Here is a 23,918-nt window from a genome sequence, read left to right as displayed (position 1 = left end):
CCCTCGGAGTCTAGGTGTGAGCTGGACCACCGGTCAATGGTCGGTCCACAGTGGTCAGTCCACGGTGCGTTCTGAGAGGCCAGACGGCGGAGCGGCGTTGACAGCGGGCCGCCGGGCTGGCTACCTTCGTGGGGATCGAGATACATTTTCCGCATTGCGAAACAGCGCTTTCATTGCGAGGAGTCATCATGACCGACCGAATCGACCTCCACGGGCTGCGGGTCGCGGAGGCGCTCCATGCGTTCGTCCGCGACGAGGCCCTTCCCGGCACGGGCATCGAGGAGGATGCCTTCTGGTCCGGCGCCGCGGCGCTCATCGAGGAGTTCTCTCCGCGCGTGGCGGAGCTGCTCGCCACCCGGGACCGGATCCAGGCGCAGATCGACGAGTTCCACCGCTCCGCCGGCGAGGGCGGGATCGACCAGGACGCCTACGAGGCGTTCCTGCGCTCGATCGGCTACCTCGTGGACGAGCCTGGGGACTTCAGCATCTCGACCGAGCGGGTGGACCCGGAGATCGCCAGCCTCTCGGGCCCGCAGCTCGTGGTGCCGCTCCTCAACGCCCGTTTCGCGGCCAACGCTGCGAACGCCCGGTGGGGCTCCCTGTACGACGCGTTCTACGGCGCCGACGTGATCGACGAGGCCGAGGGCCGCGAGCGGGGCGGGGACTACAACCCCGTCCGCGGCGAGGCCGTGATCGCCAAGGCGCGGCAGCTCCTCGACGAGGCTGTGCCCCTCGCCCACGGCTCCCACGCGGACGTGACCGCCTACCGGATCGAGGCCGGCGCCCTCGTGGCCGAGACGGCCCAGGGCGAGACCGGGCTCGCGGAGCCCGCGCAGTTCGTGGGGCACCGCGGCGAGGCCGCCGCGCCCGAGGCCATCCTGCTCGCCCACCACGGGCTCCACCTCGAGATCCAGGTCGACCGCAGCCACCCCATCGGGTCCACCGACGCCGCGGGCGTGAAGGACGTGGTGCTCGAGGCCGCGCTCACCACGATCATGGACCTCGAGGACTCGGTGGCCGCCGTGGACGCCGAGGACAAGGTCTCCGGCTACCGCAACTGGCTCCGGCTCATGCAGGGCACGCTCACCGCGGACGTGAGCAAGGGCGGGCGCACCTTCAGCCGCCGCCTCAACCCGGACCGGGTCTACACCGCGCCCGACGGGTCCGAGGTGACCCTCCCGGGGCGCTCGCTCCTGCTCATCCGCCAGGTGGGCCACCTCATGACGAGCGACGCCGTGCTCGATGCCGCCGGCAACCCCGTCCCCGAGGAGATCCTCGACGCGCTCTTCACGGGCCTCGGCTCGGTGCACGACCTGCGGGGCCCGCACGCGGGCGGCAACTCCCGTGCCGGGTCGGTCTACATCGTCAAGCCCAAGATGCACGGACCGGAGGAGGTCGCCGTGGCCTGCGCCCTCCTCGCCGGCGCCGAGTCGGTGCTCGGACTCGAGCCGCGCACGCTCAAGATCGGGATCATGGACGAGGAGCGCCGCACCTCGGCGAACCTCAAGGCCTGCATCTTTCAGGCCCGCGACCGGGTGGTCTTCATCAACACCGGCTTCCTCGACCGCACCGGCGACGAGATCCACACCTCGATGCTCGCCGGGCCGATGGTCCGCAAGGCGGACATGCGCTCCACCAGCTGGATCAAGGCCTACGAGGACTCGAACGTGGACATCGGGCTCGAGTGCGGCTTCCGCGGCCGTGCCCAGATCGGCAAGGGCATGTGGGCCGCCCCGGACAACCTCAAGGACATGCTCGAGCAGAAGGTCGCGCACCCGCTCGCCGGCGCCAACTGCGCCTGGGTCCCGTCGCCCACGGCGGCGACCCTGCACGCGATCCACTACCACCAGGTCGACGTGGACGCCCGGCAGGCCGAGCTCGGCACCGGCCGCCGGTCCACGCTGCGCCAGCTGCTCACCATCCCGCTCGGGGACCCGAGCGGGTGGGACGAGGAGGCCCGCCGCAACGAGCTGGACAACAACATCCAGAGCACCCTGGGCTACGTGGTGCGCTGGGTGAGCTCCGGCGTGGGCTGCTCCAAGGTCCCGGACATCGAGGGCACCCCCCTGATGGAGGACCGCGCCACGTGCCGCATCAGCTCCCAGCACATCTCCAACTGGCTCCTGCACGGCATCATCACCGAGGAGCAGGTGGAGGACTCGCTGCGGCGCATGGCGGCCGTGGTCGACGAGCAGAACGCCGGTGACCCGGGCTACGTGCCCATGGCGCCCTCGTTCGACTCGGAGGCCTTCCTCGCCGCCCGCGAGCTCGTGCTCGAGGGCGCCAGCCAGCCCTCCGGCTACACCGAGCCGATCCTGCACCGCCGCCGCGAGGCGCAGAAGCAGGCCGAGGGCCTGGTCAGGAGCGCCTCGTGAGCATCGGACTCGCAGCAGCCCGCACGATCGTCGACGAGGCGCTCGCGGTCGGCCGGCAGCAGGGCTTCAAGCCGCTGACCGTCGTGGTGCTCGACGCCGGGGGCCACGTGGTCGCCGCGGCGCGGGAGGACGGCGCCTCGAACAACCGCTTCGAGATCGCCCACGGCAAGGCGTACGGCGCCCTCGCCCTGGGCATGGGCTCCCGGGCCCTCATGGAGCGCGCCGAGCAGCAGGCCTACTTCGTCACGGCGGCGGCGGCCGCCTTGGGCGGCCGGCTCGTCCCGGTGCCCGGCGGCGTGATCATCCGCAACGGCGACGGGGACGTGCACGGAGCCGTGGGCATCAGCGGCGACACGTCCGACAACGACGAGACCGCCGCAGCCAAGGCGATCCAGTCCGTGGGCCTCGAGGCGCAGGTGGCCTGAGCCCCCTGAGCGGGCGCAGCCAGAGGAGGCGGACGACGGCGGGTGCCCACCCGCCGTCGTCCGCCTCCTTCTGCAGGGGCGCGCTACGCCGCCGCGTGGTCGGTGCCGCGCATGCGCACCGCGACGACCACCCCGGAGAGGGCGGTGAGGACGGCGACGGCCGCGATCGCCGTCGGCAGCCCGTAGAGGTCCGCGAGGACGCCGGAGAGGAGCGCGCCCACGGCGAAGCCGCCGTCGCGCCAGAGGCGGTAGATGCCCACGGAGCGGGCGCGCCAGGCGGGGTGCGCGACGTCGCCGATCGCCGCGAGCAGCGTCGGGTACACCATCGCGGTGCCGGCCCCGAGCAGGACCGCGGCGGCGAGCCAGATCCCGAAGCCGTGGCCCGCCGCGACCATCCCCAGGGCCACCGCCTGCACCACCATGCCGCCGGCGATGAGCCACTTGCGCCCATACCTGTCCGAGGCCGCCCCGGTCACGAGCTGGCCCGCGCCCCACACCGCCGGGTAGACGGCGGCGAGGACGCCGATCTGGCCCAGGCTCAGCCCCGCGGAGGCGAACAGGACCGGGAAGAGGCCCCACGCGAGGCCGTCGTTGAGGTTGTTCACCATCCCGGCCTGGCTCACGGAGGAGAGCGAGCGGTCGGTGAAGCTCGTGAGCCGGAAGACCTCGCCCGTGGTGAGGCCGCCGTGGGCCGTGGCCCGGGCCGAGACGTGCTGGGCCGCCTCTAGCCTCGCGTGGTGGTGCGTCTCCCGCACCGTCAGGACGGACAGGCCCAGCCCGAGCGCGATGTAGGCGGCGCCGAGCAGGAACGGTCCCGGCCGCAGGCCGTACTGCGCGGCGATCCAGCCGGTGGCGAGGGCGGTCACGGCGACCCCGAGGTAGCCCGCCGCCTCGTTGAACCCCATCGCGAGGCCGCGCTGCCGCGGGCCCACGAGGTCCATCTTCATGACCACGGTGGTGGACCAGGTCAGGCCCTGGCTGATGCCGAGGAGCACGTTCGCGGCCACAATCCAGCCCCACTGGGGCCCGACGATGAGCATGAGCGGCACGGGGATCGCCACGAGCCAGCCGGCCACGAGCACGGGCTTGCGCCCCAACCGGTCCGAGAGGGTGCCGGCGAAGTAGTTCATCGCGGCCTTGGACACCCCGAACGCCAGGATGTACGTCAGGGCGCTCGTGTAGAGGTCGAGGTGGAACTCGCGCGTGGCCAGCAGGGGCAGGACGGTGCGCTCCTGCCCCAGCGTCCCGCCCACGAGGGCGTTGACGGCGACCAGGAGGATGAACTGGGCGAGGTTGTGCCGCAGCCCGAGGACCGGGGGAGCGGTGGTCTTCACTGGTTCTCCAAAGAAACATGGAATAGGATTTGATCCAGTATTACACGGATCTTTGGAGGAATGGATGGCTGAGGGGTCGTCGGCGGCTGCGCGGCGCGAGGACAAGGCGGCGCTCTTCGAGGAGTTCGCGCGCGTGGGCAAGGCCCTCGCGAACGGCAAGCGGCTCGAGCTGCTCGACCTCCTCACCCAGGGGGAGCGGAGCGTCGAGGCCCTCGCCGAGGCCGCGGGACTGGGCCTGTCCACGGCATCCGCCCACCTGCAGACGCTGCGGCAGGCCGGGCTCGTCGCCACCCGCCGCTCGCGCACGCGCATCTTCTACACGGTGGCGGGCCCCGACGTCCTGCGCCTGTACGCCCTGCTCCGGGGTGTCGCGCAGGAGCGCGTGGCCGACGTCGAGCCGCGCCGGGTCGCCTACCTCCGCCTCGCGGGGGAGCGGGCCTCCGAGGAAGGGCTCACGCGGGAGGAGCTCGCCGAGCGGGCGGCGGCCGGTACCCTGACCGTCCTGGACGTCCGGCCCGCTGAGGAGTTCGCGGCTGGGCACCTCCCCGGCGCCGTCTCGATTCCCCTCGACGAGCTCGAGGCGCGCCTGGCCGAGCTGCCGGCCGACTCGGAGGTTGTGGCCTACTGCCGCGGCGCCTACTGCGTCATGGCCTACGACGCTGTGGACCTCCTCCGCGCCCGCGGCGTGGCCGCGCGCCGCCTCGAGGACGGGATGCTCGAGTGGCGGCTCGCCGGACTGGCCGTCGAGTCCGGGGCCGCCGCGTAGGGCTGGCCTTGAGGGGCCGGCTGCGCCGCTGCCGCGCCGCGCCCGTGGCCATCCGTTCCTCAGCCTGCTCCGAATGACAGGGGATGATGGCCTTCGACCCGGGTGCGAGCACCGGTCCGGGATCACGGCACGTCACCGCACCGATCGCAGGAGGAACCCGACCGTGACCATCTACCGACGCCTGGCCCGCAAGGCCGCCCTCGTGGCCGTCCCCGTCGTCGCACTCGCCCTGTGCGCGTGCGGCGGCGCGTCGAATCCGCTCTCCACGGCGCCGGCCTCGGGCCAGGCCAGCGCGGGCGGGGCGATCGTGGTGGGCTCGGCCAACTTCACCGAGAGCGAGATCCTCGCGGACATCTACGCCGGGGCGCTCAACGGCGCCGGCGTGCAGGCGACCACGAAGACGGGGATCGGCTCCCGCGAGGTCTACGTCAAGGCGCTCCAGGACGGCTCGATCGACGCCGTGCCGGACTACTCGGGCAACCTCCTGCGCTACTTCGACAAGAACGCCACCGCCGTCAGCGCCGCGGACGTCATGAAGGCGCTCCCCGCGGCCACGCCGAAGGGCCTCGCGGTGCTGGACCCGGCCAACGCCGAGGACAAGGACTCGATCGTGGTCACCCAGGCCACCGCGGACAAGTACAGCCTCAAGACGCTCGCCGACCTCGGGAAGGTCTGCGACCAGATCTCCCTCGGCATGCCGCCCGAGGCGAAGGACCGCCCGCAGGGGCTGCCCGGGCTCAAGGCCAAGTACGGCTGCACGCCCAAGCAGTTCGTCCCGCTCAGCGACGGCGGTGGCCCCGTGACCATCAAGGCGCTCCAGGACAACCAGATCCAGGCTGCGGACGTGTTCACGACCTCGCCGCTCATCTCGCAGAACCACCTCGTGACCCTCGAGGACCCGCAGAACAACTTCGCCGCCCAGCAGGTGGTCCCGCTCGTGCGCACCGACAGGATCACGGACAAGGCGAAGGGCGTGCTGAACAAGGTCCAGGCCGCGCTCACCACCGCGGACCTCGTCAAGCTCAACGACGAGGTCTCGGGCAGCGCCAAGCAGGACCCCAAGGCCGCCGCGGACGCGTGGCTCAAGGAGAAGGGGCTCGCCGGCTGAGGCAGCGCGTGCGTTCCTGCCCACTTTCAGGCGCCTGCACGGCGTGACTGCGGCGTGCCGTCCCGCGGCGCGCCGCCCGGGGTGAGGGGCTACGTGGGCAGGACGGCACCTCGAATCCGAGCGAGGGTGGCCGCCGCCGTTGACCGCGCCCGATCCGGGGTAGGACTGGACCATGACGTCGACCACGCAGCGTCCCCGCAGCAGCACCCACGCCCCTAGGGGCCTCCGCGGCCTCGTCGAGGAGCTGCGCGGCAGCCTCCGCGGCGACGTGGACGACTCCTCCCTGACCCGGGCGCTCTACACCTCGGACGCGGCGAACTACCGCGTCGCGCCGGACGTCGTCGTGCTGCCGCGCAGCCGCGAGGACGTCATCGAGGCGGTGGCCGCCGCCCGCCGGCACGGCGTGCCGGTCACGATGCGCGGCGGCGGCACCTCGATGGCCGGCAACTCCATAGGGCCCGGCCTGGTCATCGACACATCCCGGTACCTGAACCGGATCGTGAGCCTCGATCCGGAGGCGGGGACGGCGGTGGTCGAGCCCGGCGTGGTCCTCAAGGACCTCCAGGACGCGTGCGCCCCGCATGGGCTGCGCTTCGGCCCCGACCCGGCGAGCGGCACCCGCTGCACGCTCGGCGGGATGATCGGCAACAACGCGTGCGGGGCCCACGCCATGTCCTACGGCAGGACCGCGGACAACGTGCTCTCGCTGACGTGGCTCACCCCGGCGGGGGAGGTGCTCACGGTGGGCTCCGGCGCGGAGGCACTCGGCGCCGTCCCGGGCCTCGCCGCGCTCGTCGACCGGTGGCGCGCGCTGCTGCGCACGGAGTTCGGCCGGTTCCGCCGCCAGGTCTCCGGCTACTCGCTCGAGCATCTCCTGCCGGAGAACGGCGCCAACCTCGCCGCCGCGCTCGTGGGCACCGAGGGCACCTGCGGGGTGCTCCTCGAGGCCACGCTCCGGCTCGTGCCGCGCGCGGAGGCGCCCGCGCTCGCGGTGCTCGGCTATCCGGGCCTCGCCGCCGCGGCCGACGACGTGCCGAACCTCCTGCGCTTCCGTCCCCTCGCGCTCGAGGCCCTCGATACCGGGCTGCTCGACGCGGTCCGGCGCGCCAAGGGCCCCGGCAGCGTGCCCGACTTCCCCGAGGGCGGCTGCCTCCTCATCGCCGAGGTGCCCGGGGAGACGGCCGACGCGGCCGCCGACGCCGCGCGCCGCCTCGCCGATGCCGCGGCGACCGACGCGGTCCAGGTGCTCCCAGCGGGCGAGGAGGCGAGTAGGCTCTGGCGCATCCGCGAGGACGCCTCGGGGCACGCCGGCCGCACCCAGGACGGCCGGCAGGCGTGGGGCGGCTGGGAGGACTCGGCGGTCCCGCCCGAATACCTGGGGGACTACCTCCGCGGCCTCGCCGGGCTCATGGACAGCGAGGGCGTGGGCGGCATGGCCTACGGCCACTTCGGCGACGGCTGCGTGCACCTCCGCCTCGACTTCCCCCTCGAGCACGACGGCGCGGTCCTCCGCCGTTTCCTCGAGCGCGCGGCCGAGCTCGTGGCAGCGCACGGCGGGTCCCTCTCCGGCGAGCACGGCGACGGCCGCGCCCGCTCCGAGCTCCTCGGCGAGATGTACAGCGCCGAAGCGCTCGCGGCGATGGCCGAGTTCAAGGGCCTGTTCGATCCGCACGACCTGATGAACCCGGGCATCGTGGTGCGGCCCTCGAAGGTCGACGCCGACCTCCGGCGGCCCCAGGCGATCGAGCTGCGGGTGGGGTCCGGCTTCGCCTTCGCGGACGACGGCGGGAGCGTCACCTCCGCTGTGCACCGCTGCGTGGGCGTGGGGAAGTGCCGCGCCGACGCGCGGGACGCGGGCGCGTTCATGTGCCCCTCCTTCATCGCCACGCGCGAGGAGAAGGACTCGACCCGCGGGCGGGCGCGGGCGCTGCAGGAGATGCTCAACGGGAGCCTGGTGCGGGAGGGCTGGCGCTCGCCGGAGGTGCACGAGGCGCTGGACCTGTGCCTGAGCTGCAAGGCGTGCGCGAGCGACTGCCCCACGGGCATCGACATGGCCCGGTACAAGTCCGAGACGCTGTACCAGACGTACCGCCGGCGCCTGCGGCCCCTGAGCCACTACACCCTCGGCCGGCTTCCCCAGTGGCTCCGGCTCACCGCCCCGTTCGCACCGCTCGCGAACCTGGGCGCGCGGGTCCCCCCGCTGCGCGCCGCGGCGCTCACGCTCATGGGCGCGGACCCGCGCCGCTCCCTGCCGCGCCTGCCCAGGGCGCCCTTCCGCTGGGAGGCGCGCGGGCGGCGTCGTGCGCCGGCGGAGGCGACGGGAGCGGCGGCCGCGGCCCCCGGAGCGCCGAAGGTGCTCCTGTGGGTGGACACGTTCTCCGACGGCCTCGACCCACAGATCCCCCGGGACGCGATCGCCGTGCTCGAGGCCGCGGGATGCGACGTCGAGGTCTCGGCCGGGAAGGCGTGCTGCGGCCTCACCTACATCTCCACGGGCCAGCTCGACGCGGCGAAGGTGCGCCTGCACCGGACGCTGGACGAGCTCGCCCCCCACGTCCAGGCGGGCCGGACCGTGGTGGGGCTCGAGCCGAGCTGCACCGCGACGCTGCGCTCGGACCTCACGGAGCTCCTCCCGCGCGACCCGCGCGCCGCCGAGGTGGCGCGGTCCGTGAAGACCGTGGCCGAGTTCCTGACCGGGATCGGCTGGGAGCCGCCGCGCTTGGCGGAGAGGCTGCTCGTCCAGCCGCACTGCCACCACTACTCGGTGATGGGCTACGGCGCCGACCGGGCGCTGCTCGAGGCGATGGGGTGCGACGTCGAGGTCTCGGCCGGGTGCTGCGGGCTCGCCGGGAACTTCGGCATGGAGGCGGGCCACTACGAGGTCTCCGAGCAGATTGCCCGTGGCGGCATCCTCGCGCGGGCGGAGGCCTCACCCGACCGCGCGATCCTGGCCGACGGGTTCTCGTGCCGCACCCAGGTGGCCGACCTCGCCGGGCTCGAGGGGCGCCACCTCGTCCAGGTGCTCGCCGAGGCGCTCCGCCGGGGCGCGGCTCAGTCCAAGACGACGCCGTAGAGCCGCTCGGTCTCCCCGTCTCCCCGTTATCCCCGTCTGGGAGTCACCTCCTGAAGGTCATTGTCAGGACGTTGCCCTTCAGGAGGTGACTTTCAGACGGAAGGGGCTGGGGTCTAGTTGGAGGGGAAGTTGTAGGTGGCGCCGGAGGCGTGGGTGGGTTCGGGCCAGCGCTGGGTGATGACTTTGGCGCGGGTGTAGAAGGCGACGCCTTCTTCGCCGTAGATGTGCTTGTCGCCGAAGAGGGAGTTCTTCCAGCCGCCGAAGGAGTGGTAGGCGACCGGGACGGGGATGGGGACGTTGACCCCGATCATGCCCACGTGCACGCCGCGGTGGAACTTGCGGGCGTTGGAGCCGGAGGAGGTGAAGATCGCGGTGCCGTTGCCGTAGGGGTTGGCGTTGATCAGCTCGATGGCCTCCTCGACCGTCTCGACCCGGACCACGGACAGGACCGGGCCGAAGATCTCCTCGGTGTAGGCCTCCATGTCCGTGCCGACCTGGTCGAGCACGGTGGGCCCGAACCAGTTCCCGCCCTCCTTGCCGGGGACGGTGAACTCCCGCCCGTCCACGACCAGGGCGGCGCCGGCGTCGGCCGCGGCGGTGACGATGGAGGCCATCCGGTCCCTGGAGGCGGCGGTGATGATCGGGCCCATCTCCGCGTCCGGCTCGGTGCCCTCGGCGACCTTGACGGCCTGGGCGCGGTCGGCGACCTTGCCCACGAGGGCGTCGGCGGCCTCCCCGACGGCCACGGCGACGGAGATGGCCATGCACCGCTCCCCGGCGGAGCCGAACGCGGCGGCGGCGAGGTGGTCGGCGGCGTTGTCCATGTCCGCGTCCGGGAGGATGATCGCGTGGTTCTTCGCCCCGCCCAGGGCCTGGACGCGCTTGCCGTGCGCGGTCGCGGTCTCGTGGACGTACTTCGCGATCGGGGTCGAGCCCACGAAGGAGATCGCGTCGACGTCGGGGTGGGTCAGGAGCCCGTCGACGGTCTCCTTCCCGCCGTGCAGGACCTGGAAGACCCCGTCCGGCAGGCCGGCCTCGGTCCACAGCCGCGCGAGCAGCAGGGAGGCGGAGGGGTCCCGCTCGCTCGGCTTGAGGATGAAGGCGTTGCCGGTGGCGATCGCGACCGGGGCCATCCACAGCGGGACCATGACGGGGAAGTTGAACGGGGTGATCCCGGCGACGACGCCGACGGGCTGGCGGTAGGAGAAGACGTCGATGCCGGTGGAGGCCTGGTCGGAGTAGGCGCCCTTGAGCAGCTGCGGGATGCCGCAGGCGAACTCGATGACCTCCAGGCCCCGGCCGATCTCGCCCTTGGCGTCGGAGATCACCTTCCCGTGCTCGGCCGTGACCAGGGCCGCGAGGTCCTCCACGTGGGCGGCGACCAGCTCGCGGAAGCGGAACAGCACCGCGGTCCGCCGGGACAGGGAGACCTCCCCCCAGGACTCGGCGGCCTTGCGGGCGTTCGCGACCGCGGCCTCGAGGTCGGCCGCGTCGGCGAGGCGCAGCTCGCCCGTCTGCTCGCCGGTGGCCGGGTTGAACACCGGCTGCGTCCGCTCGCCGACGCCCTGGGTCTCCTCGCCGTTGAGGAAATGCGGAATGGTCTTGACAGTCATCTCATGTGCTCCTGATGTGACGTGGAAGGGACTGGGGGGTTCAGCCGTAGATGGCCGCGTAGAGGTGCTCGATCTCCTCGGCGGTGGGGACCACCGGGTTGTTCCCGGGCGAGCCGGACGCGAGGGCCTGCTCGGCCATGACCGGGACGGCGCGGTCCCAGTCCTCGCGGCTGATCCCGCGGGAGGCGGGCGTGGGCACCGCGAGGTCGCGGGCCAGGGCCTTGAGCTCGTCGACGAGGGCCTGGGCCGCGGTGGCGTCGTCGTCCTCCTCTCCCGCGACGGCGAGGGCCCGCGCGCAGTCCGCGTAGCGGGCCTCGGCGCCGGAGACCGAGAACTCGGTGACGGCCGGGAAGAGCATCGCGTTGGCGAGCCCGTGGGCGATGTGGAAGTGCGCGCCGATGGGCCGGCTCATGCCGTGCACGAGGGCCACGCTCGAGTTGGAGAACGCGATGCCGGCCTGGGTGGCGGCGAGCATCATCGCCTCGCGGGCCGCCTGGTTCGAGCCGTCCTTGTAGACCTCGCGGAGATTCGCGCCGATCGCAGCCATGGCGGAGAGCGCGAAGCCGTCCGAGAAGGGGTTGGCGCGGCGGCTCACGTAGGCCTCGATCGCGTGGGTGAGGGCGTCCACGCCGGTGTCCGCGCTGAGCCGGGCCGGCATGGACAGCGTGAGCTCGTAGTCCACCACCGCTGCGACCGGCAGGAACGACGGGCCCGTGCAGAGCATCTTCTCGTCCGTCTCGGAGTCGCTGATGATCGTGAACTGGGTGGCCTCGGAGCCGGTGCCCGCGGTGGTCGGGACGGCGACGACGGGCAGGGCGGGGCCGGTGTTGATCCGGGGCGCCTTGTAGTCCCGCATCGGGCCGGGGTTCTGGGAGAGGAACCCGAGCGCCTTGGCCGTGTCGATGGAGCTGCCGCCGCCGAAGCCGACGAGGAGGTCCGCCCGGTGCTCCTCAACCGCGGCGAGGCCGGCCTTCAGGGAGTCCGTGGTGGGGTCGGGGACGCACTCGGCGTACAGGCCGGTGGCCAGCCCCGCATCGCGCAGGGAGGCCAGGGCGGCGTCGACCGTTCCGGAGTCCTTCATGAAGGGGTCGGTCACCACCAGGGGCCGGGACGCCCCGAGGTCCCGCACGGTGCTCCCCAGCTCGCGGACCGCGCCGGCGCCCACGGTCATCAGGCGGGGCAGGGAAATCTGGAACGTCATCGCGGTGCCTCCCGGCAGTAGTGGGCTGGACCTCCCGGCAGGCGGATCCGCGGCACCGGGGAATGCCTTCAGTCTCTGTGCAGCCGGTGGCGAGGGCAAGGGTGATTTCGGCCCAGCCGTGTGCGCAAATGCACACATCGCCGTAGGGTTGCTGCGTGATCCAAGCAGACGATCTCCGTTTCTTCCTGGAAGTGGTGCGGACCAAGAGGCTTGTGGCGGCCGCCAGGGCGCTGGGGGTCGAGCACACCACGGTGGGCAGGAGAGTGAGCCAGCTCGAGAGGGCTGCCGGCACCCGCCTGTTCGACCGCACCCCGGGAGGGTGGGAACTCACTGAGGCAGGGCAGGGCCTCCTCGTTCATGCCGAGGCCATCGAGTCAGCGCTCCTTGCGGCGGCCGAGGAGCTCGGTTCGGCCCGCGGCCGGCTCTCGGGCACGCTGCGCATCGCCGCCCCTGACGGCTTCGGCGCCTTCGTGCTCTCGCCCGGGCTCGGTCCCCTCCGGGCCGACTACCCCGATCTGACGGTCGAGGTGGTCACCGAGACGCGCCTGAGCCTGCTCGCCACGCGCGAGTTCGACATCGGCATAGCGCTGGAGGAGCCGACGACCAGAGGCGTCCGGTCGAGGCCCCTGGCGACCTACGGGCTCAGCTTCTACGCGAGCCCCGACTACCTCAGCCGGCGCGGATGGCCCACCGACCTCGCCGACCTGGCCAGCCATCCGATGATCGGGTACGTCGATGCCCTGCTCGACATCCCGGCCCTGCGGTTCCTCGACGAGACGCTGCCGGGAGTGCGGCCGGCCGTGCAGACCAACAACGTCACGGGCCAGTGGATGGCCGCCATCGCCGGTCTCGGGGTCGCCGTCCTGCCGGACTTCGTGGCGGCAGGGGACCAGCGGCTGGTGCGCATCATCGAGGGCACCACCATCCAGCGCACCTACTGGATAGCAGTGCCCTCCGAGCACCAACGGCTCGCCCGGACCAAGGCCGCCGAGTCAGCCCTGGTCGAGCTCGTCCGCGGGCACAGGTACCTCCGCGCCGTGTGAGACGAGCTGGTTGGCGCTTCGGAGGACGCGGCGGTCGCTCAGCTCGGAGAGGGTGAGCGGCAGCGCGGTCCTGATCCGGAATTCAGCGGATTCTGCGGGCAGGAGCGTCACGAGTGCCGGGTCGACGGTGGCGTCCGCGTCGAGCTTGTCCGCGAGGACCGTGACGTCACGCAGGAGGGTGCGGGCAGTGATCCGGAGCAGGATCCCGCCGTCGCACGGTTCCGCCTCGGCCAGGAACTCGGCTGCGTCGAGGGCCTGGCCGCGGTATTCGGCGAAGTGCCAGAACGTTCGGGTTCCGGCCAGGACGGCGACCAGCATCTCCGAGGCGGGGTCCTCCGGCAGGCTGAGGTCCTCCGGGAGCGGCGTTCTGACGACCGATCTGGGCGGAACACGCAGACCCACGGCCACATCGCTGAGGACCCGGCCCGAGAGCGTGCGGCGTTCGATCCGGAGCTCGCCCTCCCAGGCCTGGTCCGTGTCGTTGACGGCGTCCGCCTCGAGCGGTGATCGGGTCGATGCGGGGTCCGTTGGCTGGATGGTCAGGAGCCTGTCCGCATTCGCCGCCCGGAGGGCGGCATAGAGCGGCTTCGGGTGGCCGTTGCCGTCGATCGCGGCCCACGAGGTGACCGGCCAGCAGTCGTTGAGCTGCCAGACGATCGATCCCGTGCAGTGCGGTGCGAGGGACCGGAACCATTCGATGCCGGTCCTGACGGCGTTGGCCTGGTTCAGCTGCATCGCCCAGTGCCAGTCGTGCATCTCATGGGGGAGGGGCAGGTGGGGCACGAGCCCGCGGACGAGCTTGGTGTTCCCGTCTGCGGCCTTCTGATGCGAGAGCATCCCGGGGGACTCGGGGGTGAGCGGGTCGTCGCTGAGCGCGCGGGTGAGCGTGGACCAGGCCGGGGGGCCCTGCCAACCGAATTCGGCGACGAAGCGGGGCCGGTAGTCGCGGTAGTGGAGGTAGTCCTTCTGGTTCCAGAGGTCCCAGATGTGCATGGTCCCCCTGGACGGATCGTTGGGGTCCGTCTGGGGGTCGAAGCCAGAGGCGGCGGGCGTGAAGGGCGAGCCCGGTGTGTAGACCACGTGCGGGGCAAGTTCGGCCGCGATGCCGGGCAGGACGGTGCAGTAGTAGTCCCTGCCCCAGGACCGGCCCTCGAGGAGGGCCTGCCAGTCCCAGTCCGTGTAGCCCCAGAGGTTCTCGTTGTTCCCATTGAGGACGGCCAGCGAGGGGTGCACGGCGAGCCGGGCGACGGCCTCGCGCGCCTCCGCCTCGATCTCCGAGCGGAGCGGTTCCTCCTCGGAGTAGGCGGCGCAGGCCAGGAGGAAGTCCTGCCAGGTGAGGATGCCGTGCTCGTCGCACAGAGAGTAGAAGTCCTCGGACTCGTAGATCCCCCCGCCCCACACGCGCAGTAGATTCAGGCCGGCTGCGGCGGCCTGGCCGATGCGCCGGGCGTAGCGGGCGCGGTCCACGCGGTGCGGGAAGGCGTCGTCCGGGATCCAGTTGGCACCCTTGACGAACACGGGCCGGCCGTTGACCTCGAGGCCGAAGCCGGTGCCCCCGCCGTCCTCGGGCATGGCCAGGTCCACGGTGCGGAAGCCGATGTCCCGGCTCCAGGAGTCCAGGGCAACCGCGGTGCGGCCGTCCGCGGGGCCGATCTCCACGTCGAGCCGGTAGAGTGCCTGGTCGCCGTAGCCCCGGGGCCACCACAGGTTGACGGACGGCAGGCGGACGGAGAGGACGGCCGAGGATGTGCCGGGGGAGAGGACGGTGCGGGCGGTGGCGCCGCCGATGGCTGCCGTGGCCACGAGGGGCCCCTCTCCGGAGGCCCGGGCGAGCTCGAGATGGATGTCCACCACCCCGTCGGCGCCGTCCACGGTGGCGACCGGCCGGACCGAGGCGAGGCGCGCGGTGGACCACTGCTCCAGGTATACGGGCTTCCAGATCCCTGCCGTGGCGGTGTCGATGCCCCAGTCCCAGCCGAAGCTGCATGCCATCTTCCGCAGGGCGTTGTACGGATGGTGGTTGGCGTGGGGGCGGGAGCCGAGGTCGAGGGAGCGCCGGTCGGCCTCTCTGATGGCGGAGGAGAACTCGACCGCGAGGTGATTGGTGCCAGGCACGAGGTGCGCCGTGGCATCGACCCTGTGGGTGCGATGCATGTTCTCCGCGTGGAGGACGGGGTGTCCGTTGAGGGCGACGGCGGCCACGGTGTCCAGGCCCTCGAAGACGAGCTCGCTCCGCTCGTCCCCGGGTTCCCACTCGAACGACGTCGTGTAGCGCCAGTCGGACTGGGCTATCCACGCCTGCAGGGCCTCGTTGCCGTCGAGGTAGGGGTCCTCGATGATTCCGGCTGCCAGAAGGTCGGTGTGCACGGTGCCCGGAACGGTGGCGGGGATGTCCCTGAGGCTGCCCACGGACGAGGAGCGGGGGCCCGCGGTGTGGGAGAGGGCCCAACCGTGGGAGATGGCGGTGCGTTGCATTCGAGGCTCCGGGGTTGGCCGGGCGGTCCCGGGCGGGCATGGAGGGGTCGGACCGGCCCGAGGGGGGGTACGGGCCGGTCCGACGTCTTCGGGGGGGTCAGCGGCGGGAGACGCTGTGTTCAAGGCGGGCGACGCCGATCTTGGAGTCGGCCATGCCGTAGAAGACGAACAGGGCGCCGTCGACTTCTTCGATCGCGGTGGGGAAGACGACGTTCGGCACGATCCCCTCGCGTTCGTCGTCGGTGTCGGCGGAGAGCAGCGGGGCGTCCGTGCGCGCCGTGACGCGCCACGGCTGCTCGGAGTCGAGGATCATCGCGCCGGCCGCGTAGTTGACGTTCTTCTGCTGGGCGACGCCGGGGACGAGCTCGCCGACGACGCCGTGGTGGAGCAGCAGCCAGCCTTCCTCGACCCGGATGGGCGCGGGCCCGCTTCCGATCTTGGTCTGCTCGAACGGCGCCTCGGGCGATGCGACGACCCGGTGCCCGCGCCAGCGTGCGAGTGCCCTGATGTCCTTCTGGACCTCCTCGACGGGGATGAAGCTGATCCAGATGCTCGGCCGCTCATCCGGCAGTCCTGCCGGGGGCATGGCCACCTCGCCGGGACGGACGTCCTGCAGGTCCCACGAGGGCCGGTGCAGGACGGCGAAGCTGGGCACCCCGTCGGGATCGCGGACAACCTCGGGGAAGAAGACGGCGTCCTTGTTCGGGTAGAGGCCCAGATCGACGTCGAGGCTGTCGTCGTACTCGAAGGAGACCGGGCCAAGCCGGCGCCAGGAGCGCTCATCGTGGGAGACGGCGAGGGCGGTGCGGGGGCCGAGGGGCCCGTACGCGACGTAGGTCATCACGTTCAGCCCGAGCTCGGGGATGAAGGTGACGCGGGGGTCCTCGACGCCCGCGTTCTGCGCGCCGTGCTCCCAGGAACGGTCCGGGGCAAGGACGACGCCCTCGCGCGCCACGTCGACGGGAACGCCGTCGGCAACCTTGATCTCGGCCAGGCCGATGCGGGACACGTTCGCTGCGGCGACCAGGCGGGGGAGCAGGTACAGGGTGCCGTCCGCGCCGCGGACGGTGGCCGGGTTGAGGACGCCCTCGGCCTCGAGCTCGTTGTCGGGCTCGGGGGACATGATGACGCCGGCGCGGGTGAGGGCATAGGGGAACTGGGTGGTGGTCATGGCGTGGTGCTCCAGGAGTCTCGGTACGGGGAGGCGGTCGGGGAGAAGCGTGGTCAGTTCTCTGAGCGGTAGAGGTACAGTTCCCGCTGGCCTGCGGGGGCGTCCCATCCTTGAGCGAAGGTCCACCGGTCGCCGTAGCGGATCAGGCCGCCCCAGGCGAGCGAGCCTCCGCGGTGGAGGGCGATCTGGGTGAAGGGGTCCTCGAGCGAGTAGAGCGCCTGGGCTGCCGCGAAGTTTCCGTCGTGGTCGCCGTAGAAGAAGTCCAGGACGAGGTTGCCTCCGGTGGCCACTGCGCAGGCGACTTCGTGGAGGGAGCCGAGGGCGGAGATATCCAGATACGGCTGCTCGGCGAAGTCCCAGTGCTCCATGTCCCTCGACCGGCCGACGACGGCCCTGCCGTCGCACCCCTCCGAGAGGAACATCAGGTATTCGCCCCCGATCTTCACCGCCTCGCCGGTGCCGTCGGTCGGGATCACGGCGCCCTTGGCCCAGAGGTGGGAGACCTCGTGGGGAACGATCCGTCCGCGTTTCTCCCAGTGCACGAGGTCGTCGGAGACGGCGAGGTTGATGTCGCAGCCCACGTCTCCGAGGGGCCATCCCGGGGAGGGGTAGGCCTCCGCCTCGCTGGTCCCGGCCAGTGGCCAGATCCCGTTGTAGAAGAGGTAGTAGCGCCCCTCGGCCGAGTAGACCTTGGGGTCCTCCACGCCGAGCAGTTCGTTGTCCAGCGTCGGGTAGACGACCGGGTTCTGCCCTTCGGCCCATCCGTGGCCCGGAGTGTGGACCGCGGTGCCGATGCGGCTCTCGAGGCTCTCCTTCCGGGGTGAGGCGCGGTAGAAGAGGTGGAGCACGCCGTCGCGCTCGATCAGGCTCGGATTGAAGATCGAGGCGCTGGTCCAGCCGATGCCCGTCGGGTCCGGCCATTGGCCCTGGGGCCTGAAGGTGAGGTCCTCGTCCTTCCGGAAGGGCCCGATCGCCCAGTCGGGGCGGTCGTCCCAGTCGGCGGAGAACTGGTCAGTGGAGAGGGCGTCGGTGGACGCGTTGGTGTGGCTCAGGGCGCGGGCCAGGCCGTCCTGGAGCGCTGCCGTGGTGAGGGGGTGCATGGGTCCTTCCGGGTCAGCCCTTGATGCTGGAGCCGAGGTCGGTGGCGGTGAACTGCTTCTGGAACACGATGAACAGCACCACGGCGGGCAGGGCGAGCACGCAGGCACCCGCCAGGATCGCGCCGAAGGGGTTCGATGTGGCCGAAGCGACGGTGGAGATGTAGTTGGCCAGGGACACGGCGAGCGGCTGCATCGAGGCGTCCTTGGTCACGAGGAACGGCCAGAGGAACTCGTTCCAGGGGCCGATGAAGGTCAGGAGGACGGCTGTGACCAGCGCGGGACGGACCAGCGGCAGTGCGATCCTGAACAGGATGCCCAGCTCGCCGGCGCCATCGATCCGGGCGGCCTCGAACAGGGACGCCGGGACCTGCAGGAAGTACTGGCGGAAGACGAACACGGCGGTCGAGTTGATCGCGAAGGGCAGGATCATCCCGAGGTAGCTGTCACCGAGGCCGTAGTCGCGCACGATCATGATGTACAGGGGAATGAGCAGGAGCTGGAACGGGATCATCTGCACCAGGAGCATGAGGGCGAAGACGAACCCGCGTCCCCGGAATCGCATCTGCGCCATCGCGTACCCGGCGAGGATGCCGAAGACGACCGTGCACAGGATCACCCCGCCGGTGAAGATCCCCGAGTTCACCAGCGCCCGGAGCAGGTTGATCGAGTCGTTGATGCTGGCGTAGTTCTGCACGGTGAGGTTTCCCGGATGGGGGAAGGCCCCGGCGACGCTCGTGTCCGGGCTCGACTGCAGCGACCCGACCACCATGTAGTAGAAGGGGAACAGGAACGCCAGGGCCCCGAGGGCGAGCAGGATGATGCTCCCGGCGCCGAGGGGGCGGCGCGTTCCGCGGCGGGGCGCCGCGTCGGTGGTGCTGGTGGTGTCAGTGTCCATGGTCATTCTTCCTTCCCCCCGACGAGCCTCTTCTGGATGAGCGTGACCACCAGGATCCCGGCGACGAGCACCACCCCGAGGGCGGCGGCGACGTCCGGGTTTCCCTGCAGGATTCCCTTCTGGTACATCAGGAACACCGGCGAGGAGGAGGCGCCGTCCGGGCCGCCGCCCGCGGTGAGGAGGTACGGCTCGGTGAAGAGGTTGGCCCCGGTGATGGTGGCGAGGATGACCACGAGGACGCTGGCCGAGCGCACGCCCGGCACGGTGACGTTCCAGAACTGGACCCACCTGCCCCCGCCGTCCACAGCGGCGGATTCGTAGAGCTCGTTCGGGATGTTCTGCAGAGCGGCCAGGTAGAGCAGGATGAAGAACCCCAGCTGCTTCCAGGTGACGAAGAGCGCCACCGTGGGCATCGCGAGCCACGAGTTGACCAGCCAGGACGGCGCGGGCGCGAGCGGCCCCAGCAGCGAATTCACCAGGCCGTGCTGCTGGAACAGGAACAGCCACACGCCGACGACGGCGACGCTCGCGGTCACGTAGGGGACGTAGTAGCAGACCCTGAAGAAGGTGCGCAGCCACCGCACCCGGTTCAGGGCGGTCGCGAGGACGAGGGAGAGCCCGACCGTCAGCGGGACGTTGATCACCAGGAACACCAGGATGTTCAGGAACGACTGCTGGACAGCCGGATCCGAGAGCACACTGACGTAGTTGTCCAGTCCCACGAACGGCCGGTCCACGTCCACACCGGGAGCGGTGAAGTAGTACTGGTGGACCGAGATGTAGACCGCGAACCCGAACGGGACGGCGAGCACGCCCATCACGTACACGACGTACGGGAGGGAGAACAGGATTCCGAGCGGGTGCTGGCCGAGCAGCCTCGCCCGGGGGCGTCCGCCCCCATGCCGGGCCGCGGAGGCGGGCTTCGCCTCCGCGGCCGCCGGCACAGGGGATGTCGTCTGAGGGTGGGTCATCATGCTACTTCTGCGACACGAGCTGGTTGATCTTGTCCGAGGCGCCATGGAACGCATCGTCGATGCTCTGGTTGCCGAAGATCACGGACTTCGACCAGGCGTCGCGGAACGTCTGCCACACCTGGACCGAGTTGGAGACATTGGGGACCTCGACCGTGCGCGAGGCCTGGTCGGCGAACTGGCTGTAGGACGGGTTCTTCGCGAAGTAGTCCGCGTAGGCCGTGGTGAGCCCCTGGCGCATCGGCATCTGGCCGGTCTCCTGGAGGAGCTTGCCGTCCTCGTCCTTGCTGGTCGCGAACTTGAGGACATCCCACGCCGTGCCCCGGTTCTTGCAGGCCGAGTACATGGCAACGTTCTTCGCGTCCGAGAAGGTCGAGACCTTGTCCTGCTGCTGCGGGGCGGGGATCGGCACGGCGCCCCAGTTGACCTTGCCCTTGTAGGCTTCGATCGCCCACGGACCGGCCAGGGCCATCGCGGACTTGCCTTCTCCGAAGGAGTCACCCTGGTAGGTCTCCTTCGAGGCCAGGTTCTCCTTGTAGAGGGTCTGGAACAGGGTCGCGACCTGCTTGCCCTGGTCGTCGTCGAAGGTCGCCTTGCCGTCCTTGACCAGCTGGGTGCCGCCCGTGGCCGCGGCGTAGAACGGGTAGAAGTCGAACCAGGACTGGTAGAAGTCGCTCGCGGGAGACGGCCAGACGGCGGTCTTGACGGCCCCGGACTTCACCAGCGCCCGGGCGGTGTCGAGGAACTGCTGCTGGGTGGCCAGCTGCGGGTGCTCGGGGTCCAGGCCGGCCTTCTTGAACAGGTCCTTGTTGTAGAACAGCACCACCGGGTTCGACTTCCACGGCAGCTGGTAGAACTTGCCGTCGGCGGACTTGTACTGGTCCGCCAGCGCCCCGGTACGGTCCTTGATGTACTGCGCGGCATCAGGGAAGGAGTCCAACGGGACGAGTCCGCCCTGCTTCTGGAACTGCGGGACTGCTGCGGGCGCCGTGTTGAACACCAGGCACGGCGCGCTCCCGGCAGAGATTGCCGCGCCGATGACTTCCTCGGAGCTCTTGCCGGCAGGGATCTCCTGCCCCTCGACCTGCTGATCGGGGTGCGCCGCGTTCCAGGCGGAGACCATCTCCTTGCCCCACTTCACTTCGGCGGCGTTGTTCGAGTACCAGATTTTGATGGGGCCCTTGGCCGCGGCGGCCGACTGGGCCGACGAGGCGCCGCCGCCGCCGCAGGCTGCGAGGCTGGCTCCGAGGACCGCGACAGCGGCAGCGGACAGAATTCGGGCAGGCGTGATCGCACGCACCATTGCGTCTCCTTGTGATGGGGATGGAGTTCTTGGAAAGGGTTTCAGGCGTCAGCGGTGACCGGGGCCGGTCCCGTCGATGCCCGTACGATGAGGCGTGGCGGGGGCATGATGATGTCCTCGCCGGTACTGCTGCCGTGGATGAGCGAGAGGAGCGCTGTCGCGGCCTCGTGCCCCCACGGAATGGGATCGGCAGCGATAGTGGTCAGAGGGGGATTGAGGTACTGCGCGAACTCCGCGTTGTCGTAGCCCACGATCGATAGGTCCTCCGGGACCGAGAAGCCGAGCGTCTGGGCCTTCGATTGGCCCGCGGTCGCCATGAGGTCATTCGCGTAGACGATCGCGGTCGGCGGCTCCGCAAGGGCCAGGAGCTGGGCAGTGGCTTCCACGCCTGCCTCCGCCGTGAAGTCGGCTTCGAGGAACAGCGCAGGCTCGAGGCCCGCCTCCGCCATCGCCTCGGTCCAGGCGAGCCTGCGGCCGCGCCCGTGCACGAACCCCTGCGGCCCGCCGACGTGGGCGATGCGCCGGTGGCCGAGGCTGACCAGATGGCGCACGGCCTCCTTGACGCTCTCGCTTCCGTCCATGCAGACCGCCGGGAAGGGCGAATCGATGACCGGTCGATTGAGGGTCACGGCGGGAAGCCCGAAGCCCTTGAGGAGTTCCACTCGCGGATCGTCCGTGCGGAGGTCGGTGAGGATGAAGCCGTCCACCCGTCCCGCCGCGAGCTTGCGGTAGCCCGCCTCTGCCGCTTCCCCGTGCGCCACTGCCAGGACCAGGGTGTACTCATGGGCCGCGAGCACGGTCTCGATCCCGGCGATGAAGCCGGCGAAGAACGGGTCGGTTCCCAGCAGCCGCGGGTCGCGCTCGAGGATCAGCCCGATGGCGAAGGACCGCGAAGAGGCCAATCCCTTGGCCCTCAGGCTCGGTGTCCACCCCAGCCCTCGCGCGACGGCCAGGATCCGGCTCCGGGTCTCCTCTCCGACGCCCTTCTGCCCGTTCAGGGCCAGGGACACCGCGCCCTTGCTGACGCCGGCAGCAGCCGCGACATCACTGATCGTTACTGCCACCGCGAGGTCCTCCCTTCTGTGACAGCTGCCACAAAACCGGTTTAGTTCGTCCAAACTAAACCGGTTCAGCGGAGGCGTCAACCCCTGCGGGGGCCTGTGGGTGGGACGAGCGCTACGGCCTCGCTGCGAGGGCGGCGGCGAAGGCGGACGCGGAGGACGAGGAACTGTCGATCCGCCAGTCCACTTCCTTGTTGAGGTCGAACCAGGCGAAGCCCATGATGCTGGAGTTCGCGGAAAGGTACTGGATGAGGGCCTGGTTCCAGGTGGCCTTGTCCCCGCCCTGCTCGGCAGAGGCGGTCTCGGCGATCAGGACCCTCTTGGACGGCGCGATCGCCGCGAGCTCGGACAGGCCCTGCCCGAACAGCGCGTCCGGCATGACCCACGTGCTTCCCCAGGACTGCGTGGTTCCCCAGTTGTAGCCGTCGAGGCCCACGAGGTCCACGTACCCGTCGCCCGGGTAGAGCCCGGCCAGGTCGGTCGAGCCGGTGTAGGGGACGTTGGGGCACCACACCCACTGGACGTTCGGCACCCCGGCGGAGGCGAAGAGGCCGCGCACGTGCTGGAAGGCCTTCACGTAGTCGCCGGGGGCGTTGCCGTTGACCTGCTCGGACCACGGGTACCAGTTCCCGTTCATCTCGTGGGCGAGGCGCAGCAGCACCTGGCCGCCGTAGGCCTTGAGGCTGTTCGCCCACTGGCCGATGTAGGAGTCGTAGGTTCCGCCGTAGATCGCGCTGAGTGCGTAGGCTGGCTGGGCGGTGCCGCCGACCGAGGCGTTCCAGGGCTCCCAGGTCAGCAGCGGGGTCGCGCCGCGGCTGGCCCCGTAGGCCAGGCCGCTCGTGGGCACCGAAGTCGTCCAGTCGCAGTAGGCGTGGACGATCGACGGGCCCTCCCCGGCGATCGTGGCGACCTGGTCCAGCTCGGCAGCGGAGCCGTAGCCGCTGGGCGTTGCCACGCCGAAGCGCAGCGGGTGGTTCAGGTTCGGCGCCGGGACGGTGGCGGCGGCCGTGACGGTGAAGGGCGCCTGCGCGGAGGAGGAGCCGACCGTGGCGGAGACGTACGCGGTGCCGGACAGGCCCCCGGGGACGGTGATGGTGGTCTGGAAGTAGCCCGAGCCGGACGTCGTCACGGCTGCGGACGACGAGCCGAGGGCGACGCTGCCCTTGGCCTTCTTCGGGAAGCCGGTCCCGGTGACGGTGACGGCCGTGCCGGTGGGGCCGGAGGTGGGGCTGAGCGTGAGGGCCCCGGCGGACGCGCTCGCGGCGGTGCCGCCCAGGGCCGCGGCGGCCACCCCCAGCGAGGCGCCGAGGAGCACGTCACGGCGGCGGATCGTCTTCTTCATGGTGTGGGCAGCCTTCCGGAACACAGTCAGCGGAGGGGAATCGTCTCATCCAGGGCACCGCATCACCAGCCACAGGAGCATCATTCTGTCCCAATTCTGCGGAAATCCTCGCGCGGGGGAGCGGACGACGGCGGGTGGGCACCCGCCGTCGTCCGCGGAACCGCGGCAGTCTGACCGCTCCCGCCGCGGGTAAAGGACAGGTGGAGCTGGCTCTGCCATCAGCCGAAGGAGGACACGATGCCCAAGACGGACAAGAGCGGAAAGGCGAGGAAGGACGAACTCCCCTCCACCATCGAGCGCTCGGGCGCGAAGGCCCAGCAGACCTTCGCGAAGGCGCACGACTCGGCCGAGGAGACCTACCACGACGAGGAGAGGGCCCACCGCGTCGCCTACTCGGCCCTGAAGCACACCCACGAGAAGGTGGGCGACCACTGGGAGCCCAAGGAGCACAAGGGCCCCTCCGACGAGCAGGCCGCGGGCGGCGCGTCGACCCGCCGCGAGACCCACGGCGGCGTGGACGCCAATGCCTCGAAGCAGCACCTCTACGATCTGGCCAAGAAGCTCGACGTCCCCGGCCGCTCGGGCATGACCAAGGACCAGCTGGTCGAGGCGCTGGAGAAGGCGAACGCCCGGAAGACGGCGCAGAGCCGCAAGAAGTAGGG

The 23,918-nt window shown here is 71.0% G+C and carries 18 protein-coding genes; 7 read left to right on the top strand and 11 right to left on the bottom strand.

Annotated features, from left to right (window positions below):
• Window positions 1-188 precede the first annotated feature (188 nt).
• Window positions 189-2,375, top strand: coding sequence for a malate synthase G (locus SA2016_RS19810; protein WP_066501591.1), 2,187 nt, complete (start codon window positions 189-191; stop codon window positions 2,373-2,375).
• Window positions 2,372-2,800, top strand: a complete 429-nt coding sequence (locus tag SA2016_RS19805; RefSeq protein ID WP_066501588.1) for a GlcG/HbpS family heme-binding protein — start codon at window positions 2,372-2,374, stop codon at window positions 2,798-2,800. The genes SA2016_RS19810 and SA2016_RS19805 overlap by 4 nt, the downstream gene beginning before the upstream one ends.
• A gap of 83 nt (window positions 2,801-2,883) precedes the next feature.
• Here SA2016_RS19805 and SA2016_RS19800 read toward each other — a convergent pair whose 3' ends face one another.
• Window positions 2,884-4,134, bottom strand: coding sequence for an MFS transporter (locus SA2016_RS19800; RefSeq protein ID WP_066501586.1), 1,251 nt, complete (start codon window positions 4,132-4,134; stop codon window positions 2,884-2,886).
• A 64-nt stretch (window positions 4,135-4,198) separates the two neighbouring features.
• On the opposite strand from SA2016_RS19800, the gene SA2016_RS19795 reads away from it, so the two are divergent.
• The 3 genes from SA2016_RS19795 to SA2016_RS19785 all read left to right on the top strand — a co-directional run bounded on the left by SA2016_RS19795 (window position 4,199) and on the right by SA2016_RS19785 (window position 9,081).
• On the top strand, window positions 4,199-4,900 hold the full coding sequence (locus SA2016_RS19795) for an ArsR/SmtB family transcription factor (RefSeq protein ID WP_066501583.1): 702 nt from the start codon (window positions 4,199-4,201) through the stop codon (window positions 4,898-4,900).
• Between the two features lie 163 nt (window positions 4,901-5,063).
• On the top strand, window positions 5,064-6,008 hold the full coding sequence (locus SA2016_RS19790) for an ABC transporter substrate-binding protein (RefSeq protein WP_066501580.1): 945 nt from the start codon (window positions 5,064-5,066) through the stop codon (window positions 6,006-6,008).
• A gap of 172 nt (window positions 6,009-6,180) precedes the next feature.
• The gene (locus tag SA2016_RS19785) at window positions 6,181-9,081 is read left to right on the top strand and encodes an FAD-binding and (Fe-S)-binding domain-containing protein (RefSeq protein ID WP_084249673.1); all 2,901 of its coding nucleotides are present in this window, start codon (window positions 6,181-6,183) and stop codon (window positions 9,079-9,081) included.
• A gap of 113 nt (window positions 9,082-9,194) precedes the next feature.
• Here SA2016_RS19785 and SA2016_RS19780 read toward each other — a convergent pair whose 3' ends face one another.
• Both SA2016_RS19780 and SA2016_RS19775 read right to left on the bottom strand, forming a co-directional pair.
• Entirely contained in the window at window positions 9,195-10,694 is a 1,500-nt protein-coding gene (locus SA2016_RS19780; protein ID WP_066501578.1) for a CoA-acylating methylmalonate-semialdehyde dehydrogenase, read from the bottom strand.
• A gap of 40 nt (window positions 10,695-10,734) precedes the next feature.
• Window positions 10,735-11,895 carry an iron-containing alcohol dehydrogenase gene (locus SA2016_RS19775; protein ID WP_066501576.1) on the bottom strand — a complete coding sequence of 387 codons (1,161 nt, stop codon included), beginning with the start codon at window positions 11,893-11,895 and terminating at the stop codon, window positions 10,735-10,737.
• 155 nt (window positions 11,896-12,050) lie between these two features.
• Here SA2016_RS19775 and SA2016_RS19770 point away from each other — a divergent pair, with 155 nt between their 5' ends.
• Window positions 12,051-12,938, top strand: a complete 888-nt coding sequence (locus SA2016_RS19770) for a LysR family transcriptional regulator (protein ID WP_066501574.1) — start codon at window positions 12,051-12,053, stop codon at window positions 12,936-12,938.
• Here SA2016_RS19770 and SA2016_RS19765 read toward each other — a convergent pair.
• The 8 genes from SA2016_RS19765 to SA2016_RS19730 form a co-directional block, all read right to left on the bottom strand.
• Window positions 12,888-15,413 carry a glycoside hydrolase family 2 protein gene (locus tag SA2016_RS19765; RefSeq protein ID WP_066501572.1) on the bottom strand — a complete coding sequence of 842 codons (2,526 nt, stop codon included), beginning with the start codon at window positions 15,411-15,413 and terminating at the stop codon, window positions 12,888-12,890. The two genes, SA2016_RS19770 and SA2016_RS19765, sit on opposite strands and share 51 nt — an antisense overlap.
• A gap of 97 nt (window positions 15,414-15,510) precedes the next feature.
• Window positions 15,511-16,584, bottom strand: coding sequence for a glycoside hydrolase family 130 protein (locus tag SA2016_RS19760; protein ID WP_066501570.1), 1,074 nt, complete (start codon window positions 16,582-16,584; stop codon window positions 15,511-15,513).
• 53 nt (window positions 16,585-16,637) lie between these two features.
• The gene (locus tag SA2016_RS19755) at window positions 16,638-17,684 is read right to left on the bottom strand and encodes a glycoside hydrolase family 130 protein (protein WP_066501568.1); all 1,047 of its coding nucleotides are present in this window, start codon (window positions 17,682-17,684) and stop codon (window positions 16,638-16,640) included.
• Window positions 17,685-17,697: 13 nt separating this feature from the next.
• On the bottom strand, window positions 17,698-18,579 hold the full coding sequence (locus SA2016_RS19750) for a carbohydrate ABC transporter permease (RefSeq protein ID WP_218030561.1): 882 nt from the start codon (window positions 18,577-18,579) through the stop codon (window positions 17,698-17,700).
• A 2-nt stretch (window positions 18,580-18,581) separates the two neighbouring features.
• Entirely contained in the window at window positions 18,582-19,553 is a 972-nt protein-coding gene (locus SA2016_RS19745) for a carbohydrate ABC transporter permease (protein ID WP_141305405.1), read from the bottom strand.
• Window position 19,554: 1 nt separating this feature from the next.
• Window positions 19,555-20,853 (bottom strand): extracellular solute-binding protein, encoded by a 1,299-nt coding sequence (locus SA2016_RS19740; RefSeq protein WP_066501559.1) that lies wholly within the window; start codon window positions 20,851-20,853, stop codon window positions 19,555-19,557.
• Between the two features lie 41 nt (window positions 20,854-20,894).
• Window positions 20,895-21,917 carry a LacI family DNA-binding transcriptional regulator gene (locus tag SA2016_RS19735; protein ID WP_066501558.1) on the bottom strand — a complete coding sequence of 341 codons (1,023 nt, stop codon included), beginning with the start codon at window positions 21,915-21,917 and terminating at the stop codon, window positions 20,895-20,897.
• 112 nt (window positions 21,918-22,029) lie between these two features.
• Window positions 22,030-23,256 carry a glycoside hydrolase family 26 protein gene (locus SA2016_RS19730; RefSeq protein ID WP_066502935.1) on the bottom strand — a complete coding sequence of 409 codons (1,227 nt, stop codon included), beginning with the start codon at window positions 23,254-23,256 and terminating at the stop codon, window positions 22,030-22,032.
• A gap of 237 nt (window positions 23,257-23,493) precedes the next feature.
• Here SA2016_RS19730 and SA2016_RS19725 point away from each other — a divergent pair, with 237 nt between their 5' ends.
• Window positions 23,494-23,916 carry a ChaB family protein gene (locus SA2016_RS19725; protein WP_066501555.1) on the top strand — a complete coding sequence of 141 codons (423 nt, stop codon included), beginning with the start codon at window positions 23,494-23,496 and terminating at the stop codon, window positions 23,914-23,916.
• Window positions 23,917-23,918: the final 2 nt, after the last annotated feature.

The organism is Sinomonas atrocyanea (assembly GCF_001577305.1).
GTDB lineage: Bacteria > Actinomycetota > Actinomycetes > Actinomycetales > Micrococcaceae > Sinomonas > Sinomonas atrocyanea.
Note: the sequence above shows the minus strand (reverse complement) of the source record. Positions and strands in the feature narration are given on the sequence as shown.